Origin of the sequence: Paeniglutamicibacter sulfureus, from assembly GCF_039535115.1 — a bacterium.
GTDB classification, from domain to species: domain Bacteria; phylum Actinomycetota; class Actinomycetes; order Actinomycetales; family Micrococcaceae; genus Paeniglutamicibacter; species Paeniglutamicibacter sulfureus.
The window spans coordinates 4129672-4154676 of sequence record NZ_BAAAWO010000001.1 but is presented as its reverse complement, the minus strand read 5'-3'; the positions used below and the strand labels follow the sequence as shown (position 1 = coordinate 4154676).

At 64.6% G+C, this 25005-nt stretch carries 21 protein-coding genes and 1 tRNA gene; 7 read left to right on the top strand and 15 right to left on the bottom strand.

What is annotated here, in order from left to right; genetic code table 11:
• Nucleotides 1-13: 13 nt before the first annotated feature.
• From ABD687_RS18805 to ABD687_RS18790, 4 genes are all read left to right on the top strand, one after another.
• The gene (locus ABD687_RS18805) at nt 14-1756 is read left to right on the top strand and encodes a phospho-sugar mutase (protein WP_310288965.1); all 1743 of its coding nucleotides are present in this window, start codon (nt 14-16) and stop codon (nt 1754-1756) included.
• A gap of 89 nt (nt 1757-1845) precedes the next feature.
• Entirely contained in the window at nt 1846-2523 is a 678-nt protein-coding gene (gene deoC, locus ABD687_RS18800) for a deoxyribose-phosphate aldolase (RefSeq protein WP_264268207.1), read from the top strand.
• A 52-nt stretch (nt 2524-2575) separates the two neighbouring features.
• Nucleotides 2576-2824: a hypothetical protein gene (locus tag ABD687_RS18795; RefSeq protein ID WP_372342843.1), complete on the top strand. Its 249-nt coding sequence runs from the start codon at nt 2576-2578 to the stop codon at nt 2822-2824.
• 276 nt (nt 2825-3100) lie between these two features.
• A complete protein-coding gene (locus ABD687_RS18790) occupies nt 3101-3538 on the top strand; it encodes a universal stress protein (protein WP_302262747.1) in 438 nt (145 codons plus the stop codon).
• 82 nt (nt 3539-3620) lie between these two features.
• On the opposite strand, the gene mfd is transcribed toward ABD687_RS18790, so the two are convergent.
• Nucleotides 3621-7235, bottom strand: a complete 3615-nt coding sequence (gene mfd / locus ABD687_RS18785) for a transcription-repair coupling factor (protein WP_310288968.1) — start codon at nt 7233-7235, stop codon at nt 3621-3623.
• Nucleotides 7236-7406: 171 nt separating this feature from the next.
• On the opposite strand from mfd, the gene ABD687_RS18780 reads away from it, so the two are divergent.
• The gene (locus ABD687_RS18780; RefSeq protein WP_310288969.1) at nt 7407-7904 is read left to right on the top strand and encodes a DUF2505 domain-containing protein; all 498 of its coding nucleotides are present in this window, start codon (nt 7407-7409) and stop codon (nt 7902-7904) included.
• Between the two features lie 274 nt (nt 7905-8178).
• The gene (gene nhaA / locus ABD687_RS18775; RefSeq protein ID WP_310288972.1) at nt 8179-9531 is read left to right on the top strand and encodes a Na+/H+ antiporter NhaA; all 1353 of its coding nucleotides are present in this window, start codon (nt 8179-8181) and stop codon (nt 9529-9531) included.
• A 94-nt stretch (nt 9532-9625) separates the two neighbouring features.
• Here the strand turns inward: nhaA and sufU are convergent, their stop codons facing one another.
• The 7 genes from sufU to ABD687_RS18740 all read right to left on the bottom strand — a co-directional run bounded on the left by sufU (nt 9626) and on the right by ABD687_RS18740 (nt 15868).
• Nucleotides 9626-10075, bottom strand: a complete 450-nt coding sequence (sufU, locus tag ABD687_RS18770; RefSeq protein WP_264268212.1) for a Fe-S cluster assembly sulfur transfer protein SufU — start codon at nt 10073-10075, stop codon at nt 9626-9628.
• Nucleotides 10072-11415: a SufS family cysteine desulfurase gene (locus tag ABD687_RS18765; protein ID WP_302262749.1), complete on the bottom strand. Its 1344-nt coding sequence runs from the start codon at nt 11413-11415 to the stop codon at nt 10072-10074. Before ABD687_RS18765 ends, sufU begins: the two co-directional genes overlap by 4 nt.
• Before the next feature lie 302 nt (nt 11416-11717).
• Nucleotides 11718-12296: an aminoacyl-tRNA hydrolase gene (gene pth, locus ABD687_RS18760; protein WP_264268214.1), complete on the bottom strand. Its 579-nt coding sequence runs from the start codon at nt 12294-12296 to the stop codon at nt 11718-11720.
• Nucleotides 12297-12318: 22 nt separating this feature from the next.
• Nucleotides 12319-12894 (bottom strand): 50S ribosomal protein L25/general stress protein Ctc, encoded by a 576-nt coding sequence (locus ABD687_RS18755; protein WP_264268215.1) that lies wholly within the window; start codon nt 12892-12894, stop codon nt 12319-12321.
• 304 nt (nt 12895-13198) lie between these two features.
• Nucleotides 13199-14179 (bottom strand): ribose-phosphate diphosphokinase, encoded by a 981-nt coding sequence (locus ABD687_RS18750; protein ID WP_264268216.1) that lies wholly within the window; start codon nt 14177-14179, stop codon nt 13199-13201.
• A 46-nt stretch (nt 14180-14225) separates the two neighbouring features.
• Complete coding sequence (gene glmU, locus ABD687_RS18745; protein WP_310288981.1) at nt 14226-15698, bottom strand: bifunctional UDP-N-acetylglucosamine diphosphorylase/glucosamine-1-phosphate N-acetyltransferase GlmU; 1473 nt, start codon at nt 15696-15698, stop codon at nt 14226-14228.
• Between the two features lie 98 nt (nt 15699-15796).
• A tRNA-Gln gene (locus ABD687_RS18740) sits at nt 15797-15868 on the bottom strand.
• 153 nt (nt 15869-16021) lie between these two features.
• On the opposite strand from ABD687_RS18740, the gene ABD687_RS18735 reads away from it, so the two are divergent.
• On the top strand, nt 16022-16690 hold the full coding sequence (locus ABD687_RS18735; RefSeq protein WP_264268218.1) for a TetR/AcrR family transcriptional regulator: 669 nt from the start codon (nt 16022-16024) through the stop codon (nt 16688-16690).
• 176 nt (nt 16691-16866) lie between these two features.
• On the opposite strand, the gene ABD687_RS18730 is transcribed toward ABD687_RS18735, so the two are convergent.
• The 7 genes from ABD687_RS18730 to ABD687_RS18700 form a co-directional block, all read right to left on the bottom strand.
• Entirely contained in the window at nt 16867-17280 is a 414-nt protein-coding gene (locus ABD687_RS18730; RefSeq protein WP_310288984.1) for a hypothetical protein, read from the bottom strand.
• Nucleotides 17277-18890, bottom strand: a complete 1614-nt coding sequence (locus tag ABD687_RS18725) for a hypothetical protein (protein WP_344761010.1) — start codon at nt 18888-18890, stop codon at nt 17277-17279. Before ABD687_RS18725 ends, ABD687_RS18730 begins: the two co-directional genes overlap by 4 nt.
• Before the next feature lie 185 nt (nt 18891-19075).
• Nucleotides 19076-20551: a lipopolysaccharide biosynthesis protein gene (locus ABD687_RS18720; protein ID WP_310288990.1), complete on the bottom strand. Its 1476-nt coding sequence runs from the start codon at nt 20549-20551 to the stop codon at nt 19076-19078.
• On the bottom strand, nt 20544-21494 hold the full coding sequence (locus tag ABD687_RS18715) for a glycoside hydrolase family 16 protein (protein WP_310288993.1): 951 nt from the start codon (nt 21492-21494) through the stop codon (nt 20544-20546). The genes ABD687_RS18720 and ABD687_RS18715 overlap by 8 nt, the downstream gene beginning before the upstream one ends.
• Nucleotides 21487-22476 carry a GNAT family N-acetyltransferase gene (locus ABD687_RS18710; RefSeq protein WP_310288995.1) on the bottom strand — a complete coding sequence of 330 codons (990 nt, stop codon included), beginning with the start codon at nt 22474-22476 and terminating at the stop codon, nt 21487-21489. The genes ABD687_RS18715 and ABD687_RS18710 overlap by 8 nt, the downstream gene beginning before the upstream one ends.
• Nucleotides 22477-22519: 43 nt before the next feature.
• Nucleotides 22520-23326 carry a polysaccharide deacetylase family protein gene (locus tag ABD687_RS18705; RefSeq protein WP_302262755.1) on the bottom strand — a complete coding sequence of 269 codons (807 nt, stop codon included), beginning with the start codon at nt 23324-23326 and terminating at the stop codon, nt 22520-22522.
• Nucleotides 23323-24849: a glycosyltransferase family 2 protein gene (locus ABD687_RS18700; RefSeq protein WP_310288997.1), complete on the bottom strand. Its 1527-nt coding sequence runs from the start codon at nt 24847-24849 to the stop codon at nt 23323-23325. The genes ABD687_RS18705 and ABD687_RS18700 overlap by 4 nt, the downstream gene beginning before the upstream one ends.
• Nucleotides 24850-25005 lie beyond the last annotated feature (156 nt).

Below are 25005 nucleotides of genomic sequence, written 5' to 3'. Positions count from 1 at the left end.
ATCCCCACAGCAGATGAGCACCCACCAGATCGACGCCGATTTGCTCGAGCGCGCCGCGGCCTGGGCCACCCAGGACCCGGATCCCGTGACGGCCGCCGCGCTGCGCGAGCTGTGCGCCGCCGCCCCCGGGGATGCGGGCGCAGCAGCCGACCTGGCCGACAGGTTTGCCGCCTTCCTGGCCTTCGGGACGGCGGGGCTGCGTGCCGAGCTGGGACCTGGCCCGAACCGCATGAACTCGATGGTCGTGCGCCGCACCGCCGCCGGCATCGGACGTTTCCTGCTCGATGCCGCCGCCGGAGCCTACACGCCGCTGGCGGTCATCGGCTTTGACGCCAGGCACAACTCTGATGTCTTTGCCCGCGAATCCGCCGCGGTGCTCACCGCCGCGGGCATCGAGGTGCAGCTGCTGCCCTCAGCCCTGCCCACCCCGGTGCTGGCCTACGCCGTGCGCGCGCTCGGTGCGGAGGCAGGAATCATGGTGACCGCCAGCCACAACCCGCCGGCGGACAACGGCTACAAGGTCTACCTGGGCGGCCGCGCCGAAAGCGGGTGGGGCCAGGGCGCGCAGATCGTCAGCCCCGTGGATGCACGGATCGCCGCTCGGATCGACAACGACGAGCCCATCACCTCGATCGCGCTTGCCGAGGGCGGCTGGGGCGTGCTGCCAGGCGCCGGGGAACCCGGGGACATCGAGGGCAGGTACCTTCAGGCCATCGCCGGCGTCGTCCCGGCCACGGACGGGAACGGCGGCGACGCAATCACCGCCGCGCGGGAAAACCTGCGCATCGTGCTGACCCCGATGCACGGGGTCGGCGGGCACACCATGGCCCAGGCGCTGGGTCGCGCCGGCTTTTCCCGGGTGCGCCTGGTGGCCGAGCAGGCAGCACCGGATCCGGACTTCCCCACGGTGGCCTTCCCGAACCCGGAGGAGCCAGGTGCCCTTGACCTGGCCCTGGCGCTGGCCACTGACACCGGCGCCGACCTGGTCATCGCCAACGACCCGGACGCAGACAGGTGCGCAGCCGCGGTGAAGTTCCCCGACACCGGCTGGCGGATGCTGCGCGGGGACGAGGTCGGGTGGCTGCTGGGCGACCGCTGCGCCGCCACGGCCGCCGACACCGCGGTGCTGGCCAATTCCATCGTCTCCTCGCGCATGCTCGCCTCCATCGCCGCCGCGCATTCGCTGGCGCATGAATACACGCTGACCGGATTCAAGTGGATTTCCCGTGTCCCGGACCTGGCCTTCGGCTATGAGGAGGCGCTGGGCTATTGCGTTGCCCCGTCGCTGGTGCGCGACAAGGACGGGATGTCCGCCGCGCTGATGCTCGCCGACTACGCCGCCGAGCTCAAGGCCGCCGGGTCCTCGCTGCCGGAGGTGCTCGATGCGCTGGCGTTGGCCCACGGGCTGCACCAGACCGACCAGCTCTCGGTGCGCGTGGCCGATCTGGGCTTGCTGGACACCATGATGCACTCGCTGCGTTCGGCCCCGCCTGCGAGCCTGGGTTCGGAGGCCGTCACCGGGTTCGAGGACCTTTCCCTCGGTGCCAACCTGCCGCCCACCGATGGACTGCTCTTCGCCACCGAGGCCGGCACCCGGGTCATCGTGCGCCCCTCAGGCACCGAGCCCAAGCTCAAGTGCTACCTTGAGGTCATCGCCTCGGTGGCCTCGCCGGCCGACCTGCCGGCAGCACGCGCCGCCGGCAACGCGCGTCTCGAGGCCATCAAGCTCGAACTCGCCGGCCTGCTGAACCCGTAGCCGCGACCGGCGGCCACCTCGCCGGTAGCGTCCCTCCGACACACCCGTCTTTTCATCCGCACCACGACCAGGAGCCACAGAACATCGCCATGAGCACCCAGAACATCGCCTCGTACATCGACCACACCATCCTGAACCCCGACGCCGCGGCCACCGACATCGCCCGCATTTGCGCCGAGGCAGTGAAGCACTCGTTCAAGTCCGTCTGCGTGAACCCCATCTGGGTGGCCACGGTGAGCGAGGCACTGGCGGGTTCCGGAGTGCTGACGTGCTCGGTCATCGGTTTCCCCTTCGGCGCCACCCCGACGGCGTCCAAGGTCTTTGAGGCGAAGACGGTGGTGGCCGACGGTGCGAACGAGGTCGACATGGTCATTGACATCGCCGCAGCCAAGGCAGGGGACGAAGAGGCGCTGGTGGCCGACATCTCCGCCGTCGCGCAGGCCGTGCACGACGGCGGGGCGATCCTGAAGGTCATCATCGAAACTGCGCTGCTCAGCGACGACGAGAAGGTCCTGGCCTGCCGCGCCTCGGTGCGCGCGGGGGCCGACTTCGTGAAGACCTCGACCGGTTTTGCCGGCGGCGGGGCGACTGTCGCGGACGTCGCGCTGATGCGCGCCACCGTGGGTCCGGACCTGGGCGTAAAGGCCTCCGGCGGGGTGCGTTCGCTGGAAACCGCGCACGCAATGATCGCCGCCGGCGCCACACGTCTTGGTTCCAGCTCCGGAGTTGCTATTGTGGAGGGTGAACAAGGCGCCGAGGGCTACTGATCTCGTATCCCGCACGCGCATTGAAACCCCAGATCATTTTAGGAGATTCGCTGTGTACTCGAACGGCAAGAATGTAGCCCACTCGGGCCAGGGCCACATGGCCGGGAACGTCATCGCCTTGGTGGTGTTCTTCGTCCTGTTTGTCGGGGCCATCTACTCGCTCTCGTTCTGGTCGCTGGACAACGCCTGGCTCCCGGGCATTGCCTGCCTGGTGCTGGCCATGTTGGCCTTCGGCATCCCGCAGCACATCCTGGGCATGTCCGACCGCGACCCGGCGAAGACGTCCTCGCAGCAGGACTAACCGCCTTCGGCGTTTCCCGCTTCAGGGGGAGGCAGCCACCGCGCAGCACCGCTCGTCCGCACACCGCGGACCCGTGTTGCACGCGGTGCCCGCCTCCCCTTTTGCATGCCGCTTCCGCGCCGGTTCCGCCAAGGACCCTACGCGAGGGCAGGGGGCGCGGAGCGCAACGCTGAATTTTCTACAGAGTGTAGAAAATTAGGATTTGCCGCATGTAGGATGAGGTCAGCGGATCCCGCAAGGGATTCGTTCCCCCGACTGAGAATCGAGCGCTTCACCATGGACAACTCTCCACACGGCACCATCATCGTCGGCGTTGACGGGTCACCGCAATCGATTAGCGCCCTGCGCTACGCCGCCACCTTGGCAGCACCCTTGGGCCACGGCCTGGTGGCATTCTCCTCCTGGCTTCCGCGCATTGCACTGGAGGACTACACTCCCGCTTGGGCACCCGAGCAGGACGCCCGCGACTCGCTGGAGAAGTCCATCGAAGAGGCCTTCGGCCAGGACGTCCCGGCAAACCTGGAGCGCAAGGTGGTCATGGGACCGGCGACTCCCAACCTCATCGAGGCTTCCCGGGACGCGGCGATGCTCGTACTGGGCACGCGCGGACGCGGCGGCTTCAAGGGCATGGTCATGGGTTCGGTGTCCAGCTCACTGGCTGCGCACGCCAAGTGCCCGGTGCTGATCCACCATGGGGAATCCGCCTCCGCCTAACGGCGGGCGAACACACGCAGGCCGGGTTCCTCCCCCCCCCCATCGGCGGGCAGGAACCCGGCCTCCCGTTGTTGCGCGCCGGCTACGCCTTGGCGCGCAGCGCCTCAACCTCGAAGATATTGGACAGCACCCCGGAGACCCATTCCAGGATCTGCTCGTCCACCAGGTCCCGTCCCCCAATGGCGGAGGTCTGCGGCTTGGGGATCACGATGGCGCCCAGCGCCGGCTTGTCGGCCGCGCCCTTGTACATCCGGGCCAGGCGCAGCTGGCGCGAATCCGGCAGGTCGGCGATGGCGGCCGGGGCGAACTTGATCATGTTGCCCATCATCGCCACGTCCGTTAGTCCCAGCGCGCGGGCGCGGATGCGGATCCGGGCGACCTCCAAGAGGTTCACCACCGGCGCCGGCGGCTGCCCGTACCTGTCCACCAGCTCGGCCAGCACGTCCTCGAGCGCCGCGAAGTCGGTGGCGGCGGCGATCTTCCGGTAGGCCTCCAGGCGCAATCGCTCCCCCGGCACGTAGTCGTGCGGCAGGTGCGCGTTGACCGGCAGCTCGATCTTCATCTCCGCGGTCTTCTCGTCGGCCTCGCCCTTGAAGTCGGCCACCGCCTCGCCGACCAGGCGCAGGTACAAATCGAAGCCGACCCCGGCGATGTGCCCGGACTGTTCCCCGCCGAGCAGGTTGCCCGCGCCACGGATCTCCAGGTCCTTCATGGCCAGCTGGTAGCCCGAGCCCAGTTCGTTGTGCGCGGCCACGGCCTTGAGCCGCTCCAGCGCAACCTCGCCCAGCGGCTTCTCCGCATTCCACAGGAAGTAGGCATACGCCCGCTCCCGGCCGCGGCCCACGCGCCCGCGCAGCTGGTGCAGCTGGGACAGGCCGTAGTTGTCCGCCCGGTCCACGATCAGCGTGTTGGCGTTGGAGATGTCCAGGCCGGTCTCGATGATGGTGGTGGAGACCAGCACGTCGAACTTCTTCTCCCAGAAGTCCTGGATGATCTTCTCCAGCCGGGACTCGCTCATCTTGCCGTGGGCCACCTCGACGCGGGCCTCGGGGACCAGTTCGCGCAGTTCAGCGGCGATCTTGTCGATGGAGGAGACGCGGTTGTGGACGAAGAACACCTGCCCGTCGCGCATCAGCTCGCGGCGGATGGCGGCGGAGATCTGCTTGTCGGTGCGCGGGCCCACGTAGGTGAGCACCGGGTGGCGCTCCTCCGGCGGGGTGGCCAGCGTGGAGGTCTCGCGGATCCCGGTCAGGCTCATCTCCAGGGTGCGCGGGATCGGGGTGGCGGACATGGAGAGCACGTCCACGTTGGTGCGCATCTTCTTGAGCTGCTCCTTGTGCTCGACGCCGAAGCGCTGCTCCTCGTCGACGATCACCAGGCCCAGGTCCCTGAACTGGACCGTGTCGGAGAGCAGCCGGTGGGTGCCGATGACCACGTCGACGGTGCCGTTCTTCAGCCCCTCGATGATGTCCTTGGACTCCTTCGCGGTCTGGAAGCGCGAGAGCGTCTTCACCCGCACCGGGAAGCCGGAGTAGCGCTCGGTGAAGGTTTGCTGGTGCTGGGAGGCCAGCAGCGTGGTGGGAACCAGCACCGCTACCTGCTTGGAGTCCTGCACGGCCTTGAACGCGGCGCGCACCGCGATCTCGGTCTTGCCGAAGCCCACGTCGCCGGAGACCAGCCGGTCCATCGGGATCTCGCGCTCCATGTCGGCCTTGACCTCGTTGATGGTGGTCAGCTGATCCGGGGTCTCCACGTAGGCGAAGGCCTCCTCCAGCTCCGACTGCCAGGGGGTGTCGGTTCCGAAGGCGTGGCCGCGGCTGGCCATGCGGGCGGAGTAGAGCCGAATCAGGTCCCCGGCGATCTCCTTGACGGCCTTGCGCGCCCGGGACTTGGTGCCGGCCCAGTCCGAGCCGCCCATCTTGGACAGCGTCGGGGCCTCGCCGCCGACGTACCGGGTGACCTGGTCCAGCTGGTCGGTGGGCACGAAGAGCTTGTCACCCGGCGCGCCGCGCTTGGCCGGAGCGTACTCCAGGACCAGGTACTCGCGCTTGGCATCGGCCCCGCCGGCGACCTTGCGGGCGATCAGTTCAACGAATCTGGCGATGCCGTGTTGCTCGTGCACGACGAAGTCGCCCTCGGTGAGGGTCATCGGGTCCACCGCGTTGCGCCGCTTGGCGGCCAGCCGCTTGGCCCCGCTCGGGGCGTAGGCGCTGGAGCGGCCCAGGAGGTCCGCCTCGGTGAGGAAGCCGAGCTTCAGGGAATCGAGCGCAAAGCCGCGCCCGGCTTGCGCGGTGGTGATCTCGATGAGCCCGGGGGTGGGTGCCTCGTCGAGGGAGTTGATGCGGTGGGTGGGAATGTCGGCGTCGTGGAAGAGCTCGGCCAGGCGCTGGGCGGGGCCGGGACCGTCGGTTGCCACCACGATCGACCAGTCGTCCTTGATGCGCCCGGAAATGAACCCGAGCATCTCGGCGACGTCTCCCTGGTAGCCGCGCGGCTCGCGGGCATTGATGCGGATCGAGTCGGCCTCCGGCAGCAGTTCGGCGTCGGTGCCCAGCGAGGTCACCGACCACCAAGAGACCTTGGCGGCCTGCGCGTCGCTGCGGGTGGCGGCCAGCGAGGTGAAGTTCCCGGCCTCCAGCTCGGCCGCGGCGGCCTGCGCCTGCGCCTGGGACAGGTCAAGGGGTGCGGCCCCGCCGTCGGAGGCGGTGGCCCAGGCGGCGGCCAGGAACTCGGCGTTGGTCGCCTCCAGGTCGTGGGCCCGGGCGCGGACGCGTTCCGGTTCCATGACCAGGGCGATGGACTCGGCCGGCAGCGCCGAGAGCAGCGGCACCATGGCATCGACCAGCAGCGGGGCCAGGGATTCCATGCCCTCCACCGCCAGGCCGCCGGCGATCTTGGCGAGCATGTCCCTCGCCGCGGGCATCTGGGACTGCAGCTTGGCCGCCCGCGACATCACCGATGGGGTGATCAGCAGTTCGCGGCAGGGCGGGGCCTGGATCCGGGTGGGTGCCTCGTGCTCCAGCGACCGCTGGTCGGCGATGGAGAAGAAGCGCATGGCCTCGATCTCGTCGCCGAAGAAGTCGATGCGCACCGGGTGGTTCAGCGTGGGCGGGAAGACGTCAAGGATGCCGCCGCGCACCGCGAACTCGCCACGGTGGGTGACCATGTCAACGCGCGCATAGGCGGCATCGGCCAGCGCCCTGACCACGGCGGAGAACTCGTATTCGTCGCCCACCTGCAGGTGGACCGGCTCCAACTTGCCCAAGCCGGCGACCAGGGGCTGGATGACGGCGCGGATCGGGGCCACGACCACCTGAAGCGTCGGATCCTTGGTCTCCAGTCGGCGCAGCACATCCAGGCGCCTGCCCACGGTGTCCGAGCGCGGGGAGAGCCGCTCGTGGGGCAGCGTTTCCCAGGAGGGGAATTCCGCCACGGCAGCCTCGGGGAGGTAGCTGTGCAGGGCGGCAACCAGCTCCTCGGTCTCGCGGCCGGTGGCTGTCACCGCCAGCACCAGCCCGTCGGCGACCTTCGAGCGCAGCGCCTCGACGGTTTCCGCGGTGATGACCGCTCGCATCCCGGAAGGGGCGGCGATCTCCAGCTCGTTGGCGCGGGCGGCGTACCCGGTGGCGGCATTGGATCTGACGCGGGAAAAGGAGGTGTCGGTTCGCAATGCGGTGCGCAGGCCGTGAAGCGCCATCGGCTGGGGTCCTTTCCGAAGACTGATGCGCGCACAACACAAGTACCCGAGATCCATGCCGGGTCCCGGGGTGCGCCATTCAAGCGTACCGCCGCGGGCAGGCAAGCCCGGTACGCTGGTGGGGTTGTATCAATATTGGTTCGGCCAATCTATTTTACGGAGTTTTGCCCCATGGCCCTTAACGCCACCACAGACCTGACACACGCCCCCGACGCCATCATCGCCACACTGGCCGACCGCGACTTCGCCGAGCACCTGACCGGACTGGTCGGCGGATCGCTCAAGAGCTTCGATATTTCCGGCGACACCGCCGCGGCCTTCACCCTGACCACCGTCCGCACCCTGCCGACCGACCGCGCCCCGGAAATGGCCCGGAAATTCGTGGGCCAGACGGTCGAGGTCACCCAGGTCGAGTCATGGTCGGCACCGGCCGCCGACGGATCGCGGGAAGCAACCCTGAAGCTCACCGTCGGTTCCCTGCCGGTATCGGTGGCCGGCACCGAATCCCTGCGGGCCACCGAATCGGGATCGGCCCTGGGCGTGGAGGCCACTGTGTCCTCCTCCATTCCGTTCGTGGGCGGAAAGATCGCCTCGGCCGCCGAGCCGTTTATCTCCAAGGCACTCTCGCTGCAGGGCGCCAAGGTGTCCGCCTGGATCGAACGCGGCTAAATACCGAGGCTTCGCCCGCCGCGGCGGGTGCCGGACCTTGGCACAATGACCGGCGCGTGGCTGACCACCTTGGTCAGCCACGCGCCGGTCTTTGTCTTTCGGGCAGGCCGCCGCCGCAGGGCACCTCCACGCGCCCCAAGATGAAGCGTCCATTGGTCTCCTGAGGCTGCCGGATGTGCACTGGGACACCCTTAGGCGATAGTGTTGTCTCTGGTGTGCCGGGAAGTCTGGTCGGCGATAACTTCAGCGTCCCCGAAAGAATTGAAGAAGAACCATGAGCCAATCCCCCACGCCATCGCCGAAACCAAAGACGGTTTTCGGTCCGGGAAGCTATACCGAACACCTGCGCATCGGGGAAATCCTGCGCAGGGAAACCGTCGGCGGACTCGTCCTGATCATTGGCGCCGTCGTTGCGCTCATCTGGGCCAACTCACCGGCATCGGACAGCTACTTCGCACTTCGTGACTTCCACTTCGGTTTCGAGATCTTCGGCATCGACCTGAACCTGTCCCTCGGCCACTGGGCCGCCGACGGACTGCTTGCGGTGTTCTTTTTCCTCGTGGGCCTTGAGCTGAAGAAGGAGTTTGTCGCTGGCGATTTGCGGGACATGAAGCGCGCCATCGTCCCGGTGACCGCGGCCTTTGGCGGCGTGCTGGTCCCGGCGCTGATCTTTGTCGCCCTGAATGCGTCCACCGGCGGGGAAACCCTGCGCGGCTGGGCCATTCCCACCGCCACCGACATCGCCTTCGCCGTTGCGGTGCTGGCCGTCATCGGTTCGAACCTGCCCTCCCCGCTGCGCATCTTCCTGCTGACCCTCGCGGTCGTCGATGACCTGATTGCCATCGTGATCATCGCCTTCGTCTTCACCGAGGATCTGAACCCGCCCTACCTGCTGATGGCGCTGGCCCCCATCGCCCTCTATACCTTCGTGACGCACCAGTGGCCGAAATTCTTTGCCGCGAACCTGTGGGCCCCCTGGGTCATCCTGCTGCCGCTGGGCATCGCAACGTGGGCCCTGGTCTTCGGTTCGGGAATCCACTCGACCATTGCCGGCGTCGTGTTGGGCTTCTGCGTCCCGGTGTTGCGCAAGAACAAGGACGAATTCGACAGGCCCGGCCTGGCCGAGCAGCTCGAGCACCGCTTCCGCCCGCTCTCCAGCGGCTTCTGCGTGCCGGTATTCGCATTCTTCTCCGCCGGCGTGGCAGTGGGCGGCGCTGAGGGATTCGCCTCGGCACTGGGCGACCCGGTGCTCTGGGGCATCGTCTTCGGCTTGGTCTTCGGCAAGCCCATCGGCATCATGGGCGCCACCTGGCTGGTTACCAGATCGTCCAAGGCGAACCTTGATCCGGACACCAAGTGGGGCGACCTGCTGGGCGTGACGTTCCTGGCCGGCATCGGGTTCACCGTGTCGCTCCTGGTCTCCGAGCTGTCCTTCGGCCTGGCGTCGCCGCACTATGACCACGCCAAGGTCGCGATCCTGACCGCTTCGCTGTTGGCCGCCATCCTGGGCACGATTTGGCTGCGGCCGCGCGATCGCCGCTACCGCCTGGTCAACGAGCGAGCCGCCAGGGACGAAGACAAGGACGGCATACCGGACATCTTCCAGAAGCCGGAAAACCTCGGCTAGAAGAATCACCGCATACAGATAGAGCCGGATTGGCTGCCCGCGGAAATTTCCAGGGGCAGCCAATCCGGCTCTTTCGGCTTAAGTGAAGTGCGAACTACTGGTTGGCCGCCAGCAAGGCGGCCTCGGCGGCAACCCATGACAGCATGGCGCACTTGACCCGGGCGGGGAACTTGGAGACGCCGGCAAACGCTGCGCCGTCACCCAGGATTTCCTCGTCCCCGGCCCGGCTGCCCCGCGAGCGCATGAGTTCGCGGAATTCCTCAAGGATGGACATGAATTCGTCGCGCTCGATCCCGGTGGCCAGTTCACTGAGCACCGAGGCCGAGGCCATGGAGATCGAGCAGCCGTCGCCTTCCCAGGAAACATTTTTCACGATGCTTCCCTCAAGCTGGACACGCAGCTGGATGTGGTCGCCACACACGGGGTTGTGTTGCATCGATTCGCCGTGGGCCACCCCTTCCGGAGCCTCGAGCAACCCGGCGCCGTGCCTGGCCTTGGCATGGTCCAGGATGATTTGTTGGTACAGCTGGTCCAGATCGTTCACTTGCCGACTCCGAAATATCCGCGCACGTCCGACACCGCATTGAGCAGGGCGTCGACGTCGCTGGTGGTGTTGTAGAGGTAGGTGCTTGCCCGGGTGCTGGAGACTACGCCCAGTGCCCGGTGCAGTGGTTGGGCGCAGTGGTGGCCCACGCGCACGGCAATGCCGCGCGAATCCAGGAACTGGCCCACGTCGTGCGGGTGCACGCCTTCGATGACGAAGGGGGCGGTGCCGATGCGTGCCGCGCCCTGGGCAGGGCCCAACACGCGCACCCCCGGGATACCGTCCAGGCCGGTGAGCATCCGCTCACCCAGGTTCTCTTCCCATGCAGCGATGCGGTCCATGCCCACTTCGCGCAGGTATGCGACGGCGGTGGCCAGGGCGTGGACCTGCGAAATCCTCTGGGTTCCGGCTTCGAAGCGCATGGGGGCCGGGAGGTACTCGGCCTTCTCCATCGTCACCGAGGTGATCATGGATCCGCCGGTGAGGAAGGGCGGCATGGCATCAAGCAGTCCGGCACGTCCATAGAGTCCACCGATGCCGGTGGGGCCGAGCATCTTGTGTCCGGAGAACGCCATGAAGTCCACGTCGAGGGCCTTCACGTCCACGGGCAGGTGCGGGACCGACTGGCAGCCATCGAGGACCGTCAGTGCGCCGACATTGCGGGCCAGCGCCACCAGTGCCGCAACATCGGTCACGGTGCCCAGGACGTTGGAAACGTGCGTGAAGGCCACCACCTTGGTGGCGGGGGTAATGATCGAGCCGGCGAGGTCCATGCGCAGGGCGCCTGATTCGTCGACGGGAATGTACTTAAGGGTGGCGCCGGTACGCAGCGCCAGCTCCTGCCAGGGAATCAGGTTGGCATGGTGTTCGAGCTCGGTGACGACGATTTCGTCCCCTGCTCCGAGTGCGAAGGCACGGGCTGCATCTCCCCCGAGGCCCGCACTGGCATTGCCAAAGGAGTAGGTGATGAGGTTCAGCGCCTCGGTGGCGTTCGAAGTCCACACCACTTCGTTGTCCTTGGCCCCGATGAAGCGCGCCACGTCGGTGCGGGCCTGCTCAAAGATGTCCGTGGCCTCGACGGCCAGGGAGTGGGCACCGCGGTGGACTGCAGCATTGAAGTTCTCGTAGTAGTGCTGTTCTGCCTCGTAAACGCAGCTGGGCTTTTGCGAGGTGGCCCCGGAATCCAAATACGTCAGCGGCACTCCATTGACGTTGCGACCCAAGATGGGGAAGTCTGCCCGCAGCCGCGAGACTTCAATGTCATCCAAGGCCTTGGGAAGGGTATCTTGCGTCGTGGGCAATGCACTGGACACGTTGGGATCCTCCGAAGTTCGTTTCATGCCGCCTTCGCCGCAACGGCTGTGCGCCGCACTGTGCGGCTGGTTCCGTGGGACGATCGTGATTACGGCATCATTTGCTTCGCTAATTCTCCCACGTTCGGGCCTTCAAGGCACATAAGTCAACCCTTACCAATGTGTCCCCGGCCCGGAATTTGGCCCAAAAAAGGTGCCGGCAGCCGATTGGGGGTGGCCCCCGGCCTCAGGGGGCCACCCCCAATCGGCCCCTCTTGTTCCTGGGACCAATAATGGCACGTCAATCGGCGACCGGACGGCTTCGCTGTGAAGCGCCACGGATCCCGGTGCTAGTCGTGGAATTTGCGCAGCGCCGATTCCAGTCCGTGATTCACCAGTTCCTCCACGGCGTCGGCCGCCGCATCGGTCAGGAACGGCAGGGACTTCTTTTCGTCCTTCGAGAAGTCCTTGAGCACGTAATCCGCTGTCTCCATGCGACCGGGAGGCCTCCCCACGCCCACTCGCACCCGCAAATAGTCCTTGGTGCCCAGGGCCTTGGAAATGTCTCGCAGCCCGTTGTGGCCGCCTTCGCCACCCCCGAGCTTGAGCTTCACGGTGTCGAAGGGAATATCGATCTCGTCGTGCACGGCAATGACGTGTGCGGGATCGATGCCAAAGAACTTTGCCAGATTGGCCACGGGTCCACCCGAGAGGTTCATATAGGTCATCGGCTTCGCCAGAACGAGTCTGGGCCCGCCAATGCCCATGCGTCCCTCGAGGATTTGCGCCCGGGAGCTGTGGGTCTTGAACTTTCCGCCGATGCGCGCGGCAAGTTCGTCGACGGCCATCTGGCCAACATTGTGCCTGTTATGCGCGTAGCCGGGCCCGGGGTTTCCGAGCCCGGCTACGAGCCAGGTTTCGCTAGTCATGCGACAACCAATATCGAGATAATTACTCGGCGGAAGCTGCCGATTCCTCGTCTGCTTCCGAAACTGCGGCATCGATCGTAGCAACGACGACGCTGCCTTCGATGGCCAGGGCGGTGCCCTCCGGCAGGATCAGGTCCGATGCGAGGATCTGGGTTCCCGCGGTCAGGCCGGAGACGTTGGCAACAACGTGCTCCGGAAGGGCGACTGCCTCGGCTTCGACGGCGATGACCGCGTGGTCCAGGGACAGGGTCGAACCGGCGGTGAGTTCACCCTGGATCTGGACGGAAACCTCGACGATGACCTTTTCGCCCTTCTTGACGATCAGGAGGTCAAGGTGGTCAACGGTCTGGCGAAGGGCGTGGCGCTGGATGTCCTTCACCAGGGTGACGGTGTCTTCGCCCTCAACCGAGATGTTCAGCAGGGCGTTGGAGCCACGGACTGCAAGGGTGGTGGCGGCGGCCGGCAGCAGGACGCGGACCGGATCGGTGCCGTGGCCGTAGATCACTGCAGGGATCTTGCCGGCGCGGCGGGCCTGGCGTGCGGCGCCCTTGCCGAAGTCGGTGCGCAGTTCGCCGTCGAGGGTGATGATGTTGCTCATGGTGTTCTCCTTGTGGAAGATGATTAATTGGTTCCTGCCCCGCTCGGGCCTAGAAGCATCATCATCCGATTCCTGCAAAGGAGAAGGACGCGTAGTGCGTTTCTAGCCTCGTCGATAACGGACCCCCATTTGCATGGGGTTCCCTCGCCTGGGCACAAGTAGATATTTTAGCAGGGCGCGGGCATCCGGGGAAATCGTGCAAGATCCAGGACTGGACCCTTAACGGAAGCGGACCCCGACGCGGCTCCCAAGTGGGAGGCGCATCGGGGTCCGGCATCAAGCCGATGTCCCGCGGGACGGGTTCCTAGGCGTCGCCGTCAAAAAGGCTGGTGACCGAGCCGTCTTCGAAGACTTCCTTGATGGCCCGTGCCAACAAGGGGGCGATCGAAAGCACCGTCAAGGTTTCGAAGCGCTTGGATTCCGGAATCGGCAGGGTGTTGGTCACCACGACCTCGCGTGCACCGGACTCGGCCAGGCGCTGCGCGGCCGGGTCGGAGAACACGGCATGCGTGGCGGCGATGATGACGTCCTTGGCACCGGCGTCCTTCAGCACCTTCACGGCGCCGGCAATGGTTCCCCCGGTGTCGATCATGTCGTCGATCAAGACACAGGTGCGGCCCGCGACCTGGCCGACGACGGTCTTGGAAACGGCCTGGTTCGGGACCGTCAGGTCGCGGGACTTGTGCACGAAGGCCAGCGGAGCCCCGCCGAGGCGTTCTGCCCACTGTTCGGCCACGCGGACGCGACCGGTGTCGGGGGAAACCACGGTGACCGGGTCGTCCCCGACAACATTGCGGATGTGGTCGGCCAGCAACGGGATGGCGAAGAGGTGGTCGACCGGGCCGTCAAAGAAGCCCTGGATCTGCGCGGTGTGCAGGTCAACGCTCATGATGCGGTCGGCACCTGCCACTTTGAACATGTCGGCAACCAGTCGAGCCGAGATCGGCTCGCGGCCACGGCCCTTCTTGTCCTGTCGGGCGTATGGGTAGAACGGGGCCACGACGGTGACCCGCCGGGCCGAGGCGCGCTTCATGGAGTCAACCATGATCAGCTGTTCCATGAGCCAGTTGTTCAGCGGTGCCGGGTGGGCCTGGATGACAAAGACATCCTTGCCTCGCACCGATTCGCCGGAGCGTACATAGATCTCGCCGTTGGCGAAGTCGTAGGCACTCATCGGAAGCAGTTCGGTCCCAAGGGCCGCTGCCACCTCTTCGGCAAGCTCGGGGTGGGCACGCCCGGAAGCCAGCACCAGCTTCTTATCGACGTTATGGCTCAGTTCGCTCATGGGATCGCTTTCTCGCTCAGACGGGGATCGGAAATGATGTGGAGGGTTACTTGGCCTGGTCCGCGGATTCCGCGGTCACGCCGGAATCCAGTGCGGACTTGAATGCGGCTTCCGCGGCGGGGGAACCGGGACGCTTGGACATCGTCCAGCCCTCGGTATTTCGTTGCGGTGCCACGGTCAGGGCAAGGGCCCCCGCCGGAACGTTTTTGCGCACGATGGCGCCCGCACCTGTGTATGCGCCGTCACCGATGCTCACAGGTGCGACAAACACGGTGTTGGAGGCGGTGCGCACGTGCGAGCCGATGAGGGTGCGGTGCTTGTTGACGCCATCGTAGTTGGCGGTGATGTTGCCACAGCCGATGTTGGTGTATTCACCGATTTCGGCGTCCCCGGCGTAGCCCAGGTGCGAGAGCTTTGAGCCACGGCCGACGACAATGTTCTTGGTCTCGTAGAAGGCTCCGATCTTGGCGTCGGGGCCGAGATTGGTCTTGGGGCGCAGGTAGGCGAAGGGGCCGACCGATGAGCCTTCGGCAATGATGGACTCGGTGACGTCCGAGCGGACGATCTTGGCGCCGCGCCCGACCTGGGTGTTGGTCAGGGTGGTGTCAGGGCCGATGACCGCATCGGTTCCCACGGCGGTGCTTCCATGCAGCTGAGTGCCCGGCTTGATGGTCACGTCGTTGGAAAGTGCCACCTCGACATCGATCCAGGTGGTTTCCGGGTCGATGATGCTGACGCCTGCGCGCATCCACTTTTCGAGGATGCGGCGGTTCATTTCCTTGCCCAATGCGGCCAGTTGGACCCGGTCGTTGGCGCCCTCGACCTGCCAGGCGTCCTCCGTGACGACGGCCGCGACGCGTCCCCCCGTGGACCGGGCAATGCCCAGCACATCGGTGAGATACATCTCGCCCTGCGCGTTGTCGGTCGTGACCTCGGCCAGTGCCGAACGCAGGACCTCGGCGTCAAATGCGTAGATTCCGGAGTTGACCTCGCGGATTGCGCGTTCTTCGTCGCTTGCATCCTTGTGTTCGCGGATGCCGGTCACCGTTCCGTCCTCTGCACGCAGGATGCGGCCGTATCCGGTGGCATCTTCCAGCAGCGCGGTAAGCACCGTGACGGCATTGCCTTCGCGGTCGTGGGTGGCAACCAGCTCGGACAACAGCTCGGTGGTCAGCAACGGGACGTCGCCGTACGTGACCACGATCGTGCCTTCCAATGCCGGGTCCAGCTTTTCGAGGCCCAGTTGCACGGCTCGTCCGGTGCCCGGGATTTCATCCTGGTCGGCGATGACGACGTTCGGCTTGACCTGCAGGAGGTGCTCGACAACGCGTTCGCGTTCAAATCGGACCACCGCCACCAGCGTTTCGGGGTCGAGCCCCTCAGCTGCGGCAAGGGCGTGCCCCACCATGGAGCGACCGCCGATTTCATGCAGGATCTTGGGTTTTGCCGATTTCATCCGGGTTCCTGCGCCTGCGGCGAGAACGATGACAGCGGCTGGTGCGTTGGCGTGAACGCTCAAGATTGGTACTCCCCTGCTACATTGGCTAGCCGGACCGGCCGGGCCAGGCCTCATCATTCTATCCCGGCGAAACACCGGGATTTTCAATGATTGATGAGTTCCGCCCATAGGATTCGAACCTATACTCCACAGCTCCAAAGGCTGGGGTGCTGCCATTACACCAGGGCGGAATGTGCGTTGAGCTTGCCTCACCGGCACAGTGAACTATTCTGCCACGACTGTAGGCATCGATGCGACTTGAACGACGTCGGCGCGTTCATCCTTTGTTCACACCACCGTGACTAGGCATGGTTTATGTCATTCCTGTGCTTACCATGTTGCTTATGAGCCCCACCGCACGCCCGCGCACGCGAATGACCGGAGTCCAACGCCGGCTTCAGCTGATCGATATCTCACGCCAGCTATTCTCCTTGCGGGGCGTAGACGGAACCACGATCGAAGAAATCGCCCGCGCTGCGGGTGTGTCCAAGCCCATCGTCTATGAGCACTTTGGTTCCAAGGAAGCGCTCTACATGGAAGTGGTCACGAACGAATACCGGGAGTTGCTGTCGCGGATCACGGAATCTCTCTCCGGTGACGACTCCTCGCGGGTGTTGCTGGAGAAAGCAGCGCTCGCGATCTTGACCTACATAGAGGACTGCACCGAAGGATTCCGCATCCTGGTTCGCGATGCCCCGCCGTCCCAGCCCGAGGGCACGTATTCCACCCTGCTGACCAAGGTGACCGAGCAGGTCGAGCACATCCTGGCCGACGAGTTTTCACGCCGCGGGTTCAGCGCCGAGGATGGATCCATCTACGCGCAGATGCTCGTGGGCATGGTCGCCATGACCGCGCAGTGGTGGCTGGATGCCCGGCACCCCGACAAGCGCACGGTTGCCGCCCATGTGGTGAACCTGGCTTGGTACGGGTTGACCGGCCTGCGCAAGGATCCTGCGCTCCAAGACCAGCAGGCCCGGCAGTCCCCGACAGCCGAGGTTCCGCCGGCGGAGTAGTCGGACCGGATTCTCCAGGTGACATCCCTGACAGCGGTGGTGGTCGGGCAGGCCTGTATCGTTGGCCCTGACTGCACGCCTGGATGGTTCAGGGCTTGTTATTCCCCGCCGGGCACTCCACTGGATCTGTTGCCCGTTCGGGCGCGCAGTTTCGCCCCGCAAGGAATCAATACCGCTTAATCGTTGTCCCCGAGGCGGTGGATTCCATGTGCCCGGGGTTCGGCAACCCCCAGCGACACGTGGAACCCCCGAATCCCGCGGCCCCCCGCGTCACGGCTGAGACGGACAAAGCCCGCGGCACCCATGAGAAGGAGGCTGATAAATCCGGCAACGGGTGACCACCACCCTGCAACGGCCATTGCCGTCGCCACAAAGGTTGTGGCGCAAAAGCTCAAGACGAGGGCCATGGCCAAGGTGTCACCCCCGTCCCCCGGACGCATCCGCAGAGCCCACCCGTAGCCCGGCACGAAGAGACAGAAAACCACGGCACTGATCAAACGGACTGCTTCCACTTCAAGCAAGAGCACAATGTAGATAGTCGTCACCACGATGACGACGGGCCCGGTGCCAATGATGCGCAGGGCACTCATTGGTTCCTGCCCACGTCCGAAAGCCTGAAAACGGTGGCGTCGGTCGTCTCATAGGCAATCTCAAATCTGTCGGATTGCCGCAATTCCTCCTCGATCCGTTCCAGGCTCCCTTCCGGCATGGACTGCTCGGCGTTGACGGCAATTTTTTGGCCCCGGGTAATCAACACGTATCCTTCGGTGTATTTGCTGTCGACGAGCCATGCGGAAAGCCTGACGGCAGGGTCCGACAGCAACCCGCGAATCGATTCTTCCGGTTCACGGTCCAACGGCACATATGTGAACTTCTCATAGTCGATGAAACGCGCCGGATAGTTTGGGCTCCCTTCAACGAGCAAGGAGCCGGGCGCCGCATGCGTGTATACCCAGCTCGAGGCTTCAACCTCTTCAGGGGGAAAGTAGTTCTGCTGTTCCTTGCCGTAATAGCCGAGCAGAAATCCCGGAGTGACCAGTGCGATGACAACACCGGCAGACACGAGGCTTCGCAAGGGAAAGCCCTGGCCGTCGCGCGGGAGACACGTTTCGGCGGCGAGTATTGCAATGAACGGCGAAGCGAACAGGAACGCCCGGAACAGCACCTCTCCACCGAAGCCAGTGGTCAACACCAGGATTCCGGGCAGCAGCATGAGAATCGCGGCGATGCCGCGCGGCCCCATGCCGTCCCAGCGGTGCCAATTTCCTTGCTTGTTCCGGTTCGACCAAATGCCGAAGACCGACAACAGGCCGGCGATGGCAACGGTGGACCGGCCGCCCCAAACCACAAGCAGTGCCGTGCCCGTGATGGCATTCGCCTTTTCGAGGGTCTGGTCTGCGTTGTCCACGACATTGCCGAATTCCGAGACTAGCTCCCGCAAGTTGGGAAGTGTGTAGTCCAAGGCCCCGGTAAAGGCCCACCCGGCTATGACCGTCAGCGCAACGATCGGCAGTTGCCACGCATTGGTGCGTCGTAGTGCAGTCAACGCAACAACCGCCATCAGCATCATCAGGGGCGTGATCTGATGGGTGAGGGCAACCGCGGCGACGATCACGGCAAACGGACCAATCATGGCCACATGTGACATCGGCCTGAGCATCAGCCCGACCATGGCCAAATAGAGGATCAAGCCGACGGCCTGCGGGGCGAAGTAATCCTGCCCCACCCAGTTGATGAGCAGGAAGAACATCAGGCCCAGCCAGATCAACGTGCGGTTCCGTGTAAGGCCCCTGAAGACGTAGCGCAATACGATCACGGTGGACAGGTTGAAGACCACGGGGGCCCAGGAGGCAATTTGGAGCACGTCGGATTGCCCGGAGAAGTCAGTGAGAAGGGCGCCGCCGGCAAAGAACCCCGGCCAGTTTTGGTAGATTTGCCCCGCGTCAAGGGTGGTGTCAACCGATCCGTGCCGCTGGATGTACTCGACGATGCCAACGTGTTTATAGGCCCACGAATAGCGAAGGGTGCCGTATAAAACCGCGGGTGTGCCGTGGATCAACACGATGTAGGTGACCAGGAAGGTACCGAGCACCCAGCTGGGCAGACCCTTGTACAGGCTGGCCAGGAAGCCTCCAAGGAGAAGCGCCAAGGCAAACGCCGTCACGGGAGTGAACAGGCTCAGCAACCCCAGGACGCCCATGTTACGGGGCTCCGCACCGCTGAAGCTCCAGGCCCAGAGTGCCACGGCCACGAGGGGAATCGCCAAGCTCAACGCAATGCTTCGCATGTGCGTGGCACTCCCGGTGCCAGGGGCTGCCGGCGGTGTTGCCGGGACCTCGCCGTGGATATTCGGCTCATGACGGCCACCCGATGTGGTTTGCGTTTTCATTGCCGCTCCCCGGCAGTCGCAATGGTGTTGGTCCACGGCTTTGGCCAGTTCGTGCCCCGTGCCTTCGGCACTCCGCAGGCATTGTGTGCAGTGGGAAAGGAATATCCGGTCCGCTCCAGTTTGCGTTTGGTCCGCCGTGAATGGTGCAGTCGTCCGGCCCCATCGACGAAAGAACGCCATCCACGCTCGTTGTCCCACAGGCCCGTGCGCCCCGTCATCAGCAGGAACACCGCTGTGATGCTGTGGATCATCAGGATCGCCAGTCCGATGCCGGCAAGCCCCCACGTGTGCAGGGCATACCATCCGCCCACCCAGGTGCTGATCGAAATAAACGCATACACCCCTACGACCGCGCGCATGTTTCCGCGCACCCTGGCCGTGCTGACGCTTATGCCTACGATCAGGTGCGGGATTGCCGACGCCAAGATAAATCGCAGGGGCGACGTCGCGTTTTCCGCGTAGTGCGGTCCCATCAAACGCAGAACAAACGGAGCAAAAACAATGCCCAGGATCGCGGCCGGAACCACCAGTTGGGCGCCATGAAACAACGCCCTGCGCGCGTATGCAGTTGCATGGGCCGGGTCGTGTACCGATTCGGCAATCAAGACGCTTCCCACGTTGCTGACGATCAGGTACAACGATTCCCCGATGGCGTTGGCAATGTACCAATACGCGCTGGCTTCGGCTCCGGCGACCTGGAGCACGATCAATGTCAGGACATCGTTGGTCGCAAACCAGAGCATGGTTGCCAGATGGTCGGACGCGGCAAAACGCACAATGCTTGATATCGGAACCCGCGTTTCCTTCGCCGGCCGGGAATCCCGGGCCGCAGCTTGGCGCGCGTACCGCAGAGCCAGTGCCGTGATAAGAAGCACCGCCAGCAAGGCAGGGATCATGGTTGCCGCAAAAATTGCCCATGTGGCGGCACCGGCGAACAACGGAAGCAGGGCGATCTTGAACACGGATGCGAGGCCGTTCTGAATCGGGACCCAGCCGGTACGGCGCAGACCGATGAGCACTTGATCCTGCAACACGTAGAGCACCCATATCGCCGTGCCAACGACAAAGACAAGCATCGCCACCGGGTTGTCGCGAAGGAAGCCAAGTTTTTCGGCCCACAGGGGCTGTCCCAGCAGGAAGATCCCTGCCGCAAACATGGCGGCCCCGGCGCAGAACGCGTAGCAGCTCATGATGATCCGTGCCGTGCCGGATCCGGCCGCAGGCAGGAATCGAATCAGGCCGTTGTTCATCCCCAAGGTTGCAAAGTTGGCAAGCAAGGCGACGGTCGACATCAGTGCCACACCAATGCCGACCGCCGAGGTGGGGAGCCATCGGGCGGCGAGCGCCCAGAAGGCAAGTCCCAGCACGGAGGTGAGTCCGGTGCCGATAATGAGGGCATCGGCACTGCGTCGTAACGGATCGTTGAACCGTGCCCTGAGCGAGCCGGCAATGCCGATCTTCTCGCTAGTCATTTTTCAGGATCCGGACGTGGTCAACGCTCATCGTCGCGGGGAAAACCGTTGACTCGTCGGGGTTTCCGGGAAAGTCTCCCCCGACGGCAAGGTTCATCACCAGGTACATGGGTTCATCCGGAACCCGTTCGTCGTCCAGCTGCCACACCTGCTTTCCGTCCAGGAAGAACTTCAGCCGACCGGGCGTCCAGTCCAGCCCGACGGTGTGCCAGCCTTGGGTGAGCGTGTATCCGCCGGGGACCGCGTATTTATGGCCGAGCGAGCGTTCCGCGTCGTTCTTTGGATGCATGCGCATCCGAAGTATCCCCGGTTTATGGCCCAGCAATTCCAGCAAGTCGACCTCGGGGACCGGTTCCGTGCTTGCCGGAAGCATCCAGATCGCCGGCCATAGTCCACGGCCCGCCGGCATTTTGAGCCGGACCTCGACCTTTCCGTAGGTGAACGCGAATTTCGCCGGCTTATCGTATGCCGGGGGTCCGGTCGTGACCATGCCCGAGGCATAGTCGAACGGTTTGCCCTCCGAGTCGTAAACCCGGCGATCCTCCGCCGTCAGGTTCAGGATCCCGTTGGCGATTTTCGCTTGCTCCGGCATGTACCATTCGAGCTCGTTATTCGTGGCAATGGTGCAACCACCCTTGTCCCACCAATGGCACCGATTCCAGATCGACTCATCCAGGGTGTTTTCATCAAAACGTTCATCCAGCAGGATCCTTTCGTCGGCCGGTTCGACGGGCGCCACGGATGCCCCCGGATCGGATTCTCCCGCCGGATCTGCAGGTTTCCCCTGCCTCGGGGAATCATTGGTTCCCGTCGTTCCGACCGCCGAGGCAAGCGGCGAAAAATCCGTGTCCAGGATTTGATGGCGGGTGCTGGTGGCCAATGAGAAAACCAGGGACAGTGCAATTGCAGCACCAATCGCTGCTCCCCAGATCCTGTTAAACATCGCGGAATCCCAACAGGCGTTTTACGAGTCCGCGTATGGCGGCATCTGCGCGGGTCCACGGCAGGCGGTCCAACCGCAACTCGGCATAGTCGTAGGCAACTGCTCCCAGCTTCTCCTTGAACTGTGCCAGGGCCTCCGATTCGCCGGACTCCCCCATATGGTACGTGGTGCACCCCAATTCACAGGCACGTTCCATGTTTTTCCACTGCACCAAATATCCCGCGCCGCTCTTGCCGACCCGTTCGCGGTCCATGGCACCGAGCGTGTAATGGGCGGTACCGGCCAACATGACAATCGAGCCGGCCGCGGGTTTGCCGTCTACGTATGCGATCGTCACCTGGTACCCACTGCCCAGGTGTCGGGCCAGCAATTGCAATTTGCCCAAGGGGTCACGCCGTTTGGCGCGGACATGAGCCAACGCCCGCGGCTCATGCTGTTGCCCCGCCCACCGGTCAATTGACAGAAGGTACAGGGCATAGAAATCGCGCAGGAGTGCATCGGTGTGGCCCATTTCGATGCGCACGCCTTCACGCTCGGCTATGCGGACGTGGCGGCGCGAGGACTGGGACATGCCCTTCCAGACGCTTTCGGCACCGCCACTGAGGTCTACTGCGTGGGCACGACGCGGGATGGCGAGCACCCCCTCGTCGACGGCATCGGCCCACGCCTGCCATTTCTTCGGGTCCGGCCAGATGCCTATGCGCTGTAGACGAAGTTTACGCAGGTCATGCAGGATCGCCCGAGTCGTTTCTGCATCCGCTTCCGCCCCCACCAAGCCGCCGACTCCCCAGCCCGGTGGGTAGGACTGAAGCCATCCGCCCAGTCCGGCAAGTCCTCGACGTTGGACCAGCGGAAGCAGGAATTCGCGGCCGTCTGCAAAGCTGTAGAGCCTGCTGGCGTCCCGATAGCGGCCGCCGGAAGTCAGCGCATCGACCCACTCGGGGGCGTGGTCGGGTAGCGCCTCCTGGTCGGCGTCCAGCATGCTGCGCCATTTTTTCCGGGGAACCGGTGATACCACCACTGGTTCAAGCATTGGATCCCCACCTCGCCTTTGACGCACGGAACCGGCGCGCCTGCCGCCAGACGTGGGTACGCCAGCGTTCCTGTGGGCGGGCCCGTTTCACGGCCGTGCCTGCCAACACCGCTTCAAGGTGTTCCACGCTGCAATCGGCCATCACCGTATACCGGGCCAGGGCGAAAGGGTCGTCCTGCGGATGACTCAGTGCGTTGCGCACGGCCGCTGCCGAGGAGTACCCGGCCTCGATGACCATTTGCCTGACTGCCTTGTCGTGATAGCCGTGCGGGTAGGCGAAGGTGTCCACCGGCCGCTCGATCAGTTCTTCCAGGGCCTTTTTGCTTCCGGCGATTTCCCGGGATGCGGCTTCCCGTCCTATGCAGTCAAGTTGCGGGTGGGTCACGCTGTGCGCACCCATCTCGACGCCGTCACCGGCAAGTTCCCGGATGGCCGAGCCGTCAAGCATGGGCAGTTCCCCGGCGCCCACCGGCCCGAGCCATTCGCTGCGACCGCCGACCACTCCCGTTGTCACATACAAGGTGGCGGGCAATCCGCGATGCTTCAACACCGGCCAGGCATTCGAGGCGAAATCGGCGAATCCATCATCAAAGGTCACCGCAACGCTCCGAGGCGGCACTTCGGCACCCGATCGGATCAGGTTGACCACTTCCCCGACGGACAGCCCCGTGTACCCGAGCCTGAGCAGCGCATCCATGTGGTCGGCGAACAGCTTGCATGTCACTGCCCAAGGGCCGAAGCCCACGGGTGCATCGTCCTGGACGGAATGGTAGAGCAGGATCGGGATCACCGTGTTCATGGTGTTCCCCCCGCAACGATCTGGCGCTTCAGGTGGCGTCGGCTTCGCAGGTACCTCCAGGGCCCGGACAGGAGGCCGCGCCGGTGTTCGCGCAGCAGATCCCTTGGATAGGGCGGAAGCCCGGCGACCACAGGCGGGTTCATGATGTTGGTTGCGCGCGACCGCAGGATTGAGGCATTCCCGGCAAAGGCGAGCACCATGCGCGGGTCGTGCATGAGACAGCGCATCAGGTGCGCCCCCAGTCCGGCACCGTATCCGTAGACCTGGCGGCGCAGCGCAGCATAGTCTCGGTGGTGCGGATGCAAAACGATCGCGGCCGGTTCATACACGAGCCGATTCCCCGAAGCCAGGACGTCATGGAATGCCGCCAAGTCGTCGCCACCCATCGCCACGGTTCCGGTGCCCAGGGCGGCTTCGAACCCCCCGGCATTTTGCAGGTACCTAGTCTGGAACGCCATGTTGGCCCCGGATCCGCAGGCTCCGGAGGTGTACGGCATCAGGGGAAACTCTGCATTGCCCCGGGTTCCGTCGAAGACGCGCCGGTGCAGGCCCTTGTCATAGGTCATGTTGCCTTCCACCCATTGTTGCGGAAGGGTGTCAAGCTCACGCGGAGCGATCATGCCGGTAACACAGACCGCGGAAGGATCTTCGGCAAAGACCTTCACCAGACGTTCGAGCCAGCGGCGGTCGGCCAGGACATCATCGTCGGTGAAGGCGACGACGTCCGTGGCGATGTGCGGCATTGCGGCATTGTGCGCGTGGGCGAGTCCCGGTCTGTCTTCGCGCACATAGACCAACCGCGGGTCTTGCCGGGTGCGCAGGGCCATGAGTTCGGCGGTACGCTCGTCCGACGGCGCGTTGTCCACAACGACGATGCGCTCGGCCCTCAGGGTCCCGGACTCAATCGAAGCCAGACACTCCACCAGCTGTTCGGGGCGATTGCGCGTCGCGAGGACAACGGTGACCGAGGGGTAAACGTTCGGGTTGGACGAGGTGGATCGAACCGCGCCGGCAGCTTCGGGCCATGCTCTCGCGGCCAAATGCTGACGGACTACCGCCGGGGTGACGGTTTCATGCTCGGCCAGTTGGAAGCTCAGTTTGGACACTGGGTCGCCGTCCCTGGTGAGCAGGCACAGCACCTTCCGATACCTGGCTCCGGATTCAAGCGCATCCAGCGTTGCCGATGGGTTCTTCAGGTCGATGATCAACGGCAGCACCGGCAGGACCATCCCGATCCCTGCGGACCTCCCGCCAGACTTCCGTATCTTGAAATGGCTGGTGGTCGCCAACGCCATTCCGGCCAACACGCTCGCGAACAACGCACTGGCTGCCGCTCTACCGATTTCAGCCGTACCGACCTGTGCGCCGCCCTGTGTTCCACCTTGAGGCCATTTCAACCCTTGACGGCTGCCTCGAACCGGCATCACGCGCGCACTGTCAGTGATACGCCCAAGACCCCGCGACAGACGTTCAGGTTGTCCCTGGTAGCCCGGTAAAATTTTCGGGCTCGTTTTCGACATCATGCTTTATTCCCCCAAGTTCGACCGCCTGGATCCAGCTCCCAAAGCTGTTTCGTGGCGGGGTGCTCATTAAAGAATTGCTTGTCCGCTTGGCGTCATCGCGGAAAGACCTCCCTCTGCGCGGCAAGAAGCATCCCAAAGAACAGTCATGTGTCCCGT

Excerpts from the sequence above, each read along its gene's own strand:
- mfd (WP_310288968.1), bottom strand. The coding sequence starts at position 7,235 with ATGGCGCTTCACGGCCTGCGCACCGCATTGCGAACCGACACCTCCTTT.
- ABD687_RS18700 (WP_310288997.1), bottom strand. The coding sequence starts at position 24,849 with ATGATGTCGAAAACGAGCCCGAAAATTTTACCGGGCTACCAGGGACAA.
- deoC (WP_264268207.1), top strand. The coding sequence starts at position 1,846 with ATGAGCACCCAGAACATCGCCTCGTACATCGACCACACCATCCTGAAC.
- nhaA (WP_310288972.1), top strand. The coding sequence starts at position 8,179 with ATGAGCCAATCCCCCACGCCATCGCCGAAACCAAAGACGGTTTTCGGT.
- ABD687_RS18705 (WP_302262755.1), bottom strand. The coding sequence starts at position 23,326 with ATGAACACGGTGATCCCGATCCTGCTCTACCATTCCGTCCAGGACGAT.
- ABD687_RS18750 (WP_264268216.1), bottom strand. The coding sequence starts at position 14,179 with ATGAGCGAACTGAGCCATAACGTCGATAAGAAGCTGGTGCTGGCTTCC.
- ABD687_RS18725 (WP_344761010.1), bottom strand. The coding sequence starts at position 18,890 with ATGGGCGTCCTGGGGTTGCTGAGCCTGTTCACTCCCGTGACGGCGTTT.
- ABD687_RS18735 (WP_264268218.1), top strand. The coding sequence starts at position 16,022 with ATGAGCCCCACCGCACGCCCGCGCACGCGAATGACCGGAGTCCAACGC.
- ABD687_RS18790 (WP_302262747.1), top strand. The coding sequence starts at position 3,101 with ATGGACAACTCTCCACACGGCACCATCATCGTCGGCGTTGACGGGTCA.
- ABD687_RS18755 (WP_264268215.1), bottom strand. The coding sequence starts at position 12,894 with ATGAGCAACATCATCACCCTCGACGGCGAACTGCGCACCGACTTCGGC.
- ABD687_RS18715 (WP_310288993.1), bottom strand. The coding sequence starts at position 21,494 with ATGTTTAACAGGATCTGGGGAGCAGCGATTGGTGCTGCAATTGCACTG.
- ABD687_RS18805 (WP_310288965.1), top strand. The coding sequence starts at position 14 with ATGAGCACCCACCAGATCGACGCCGATTTGCTCGAGCGCGCCGCGGCC.
- ABD687_RS18710 (WP_310288995.1), bottom strand. The coding sequence starts at position 22,476 with ATGCTGGACGCCGACCAGGAGGCGCTACCCGACCACGCCCCCGAGTGG.
- ABD687_RS18720 (WP_310288990.1), bottom strand. The coding sequence starts at position 20,551 with ATGACTAGCGAGAAGATCGGCATTGCCGGCTCGCTCAGGGCACGGTTC.
- pth (WP_264268214.1), bottom strand. The coding sequence starts at position 12,296 with ATGACTAGCGAAACCTGGCTCGTAGCCGGGCTCGGAAACCCCGGGCCC.
- ABD687_RS18780 (WP_310288969.1), top strand. The coding sequence starts at position 7,407 with ATGGCCCTTAACGCCACCACAGACCTGACACACGCCCCCGACGCCATC.
- ABD687_RS18730 (WP_310288984.1), bottom strand. The coding sequence starts at position 17,280 with ATGAGTGCCCTGCGCATCATTGGCACCGGGCCCGTCGTCATCGTGGTG.
- ABD687_RS18765 (WP_302262749.1), bottom strand. The coding sequence starts at position 11,415 with ATGAAACGAACTTCGGAGGATCCCAACGTGTCCAGTGCATTGCCCACG.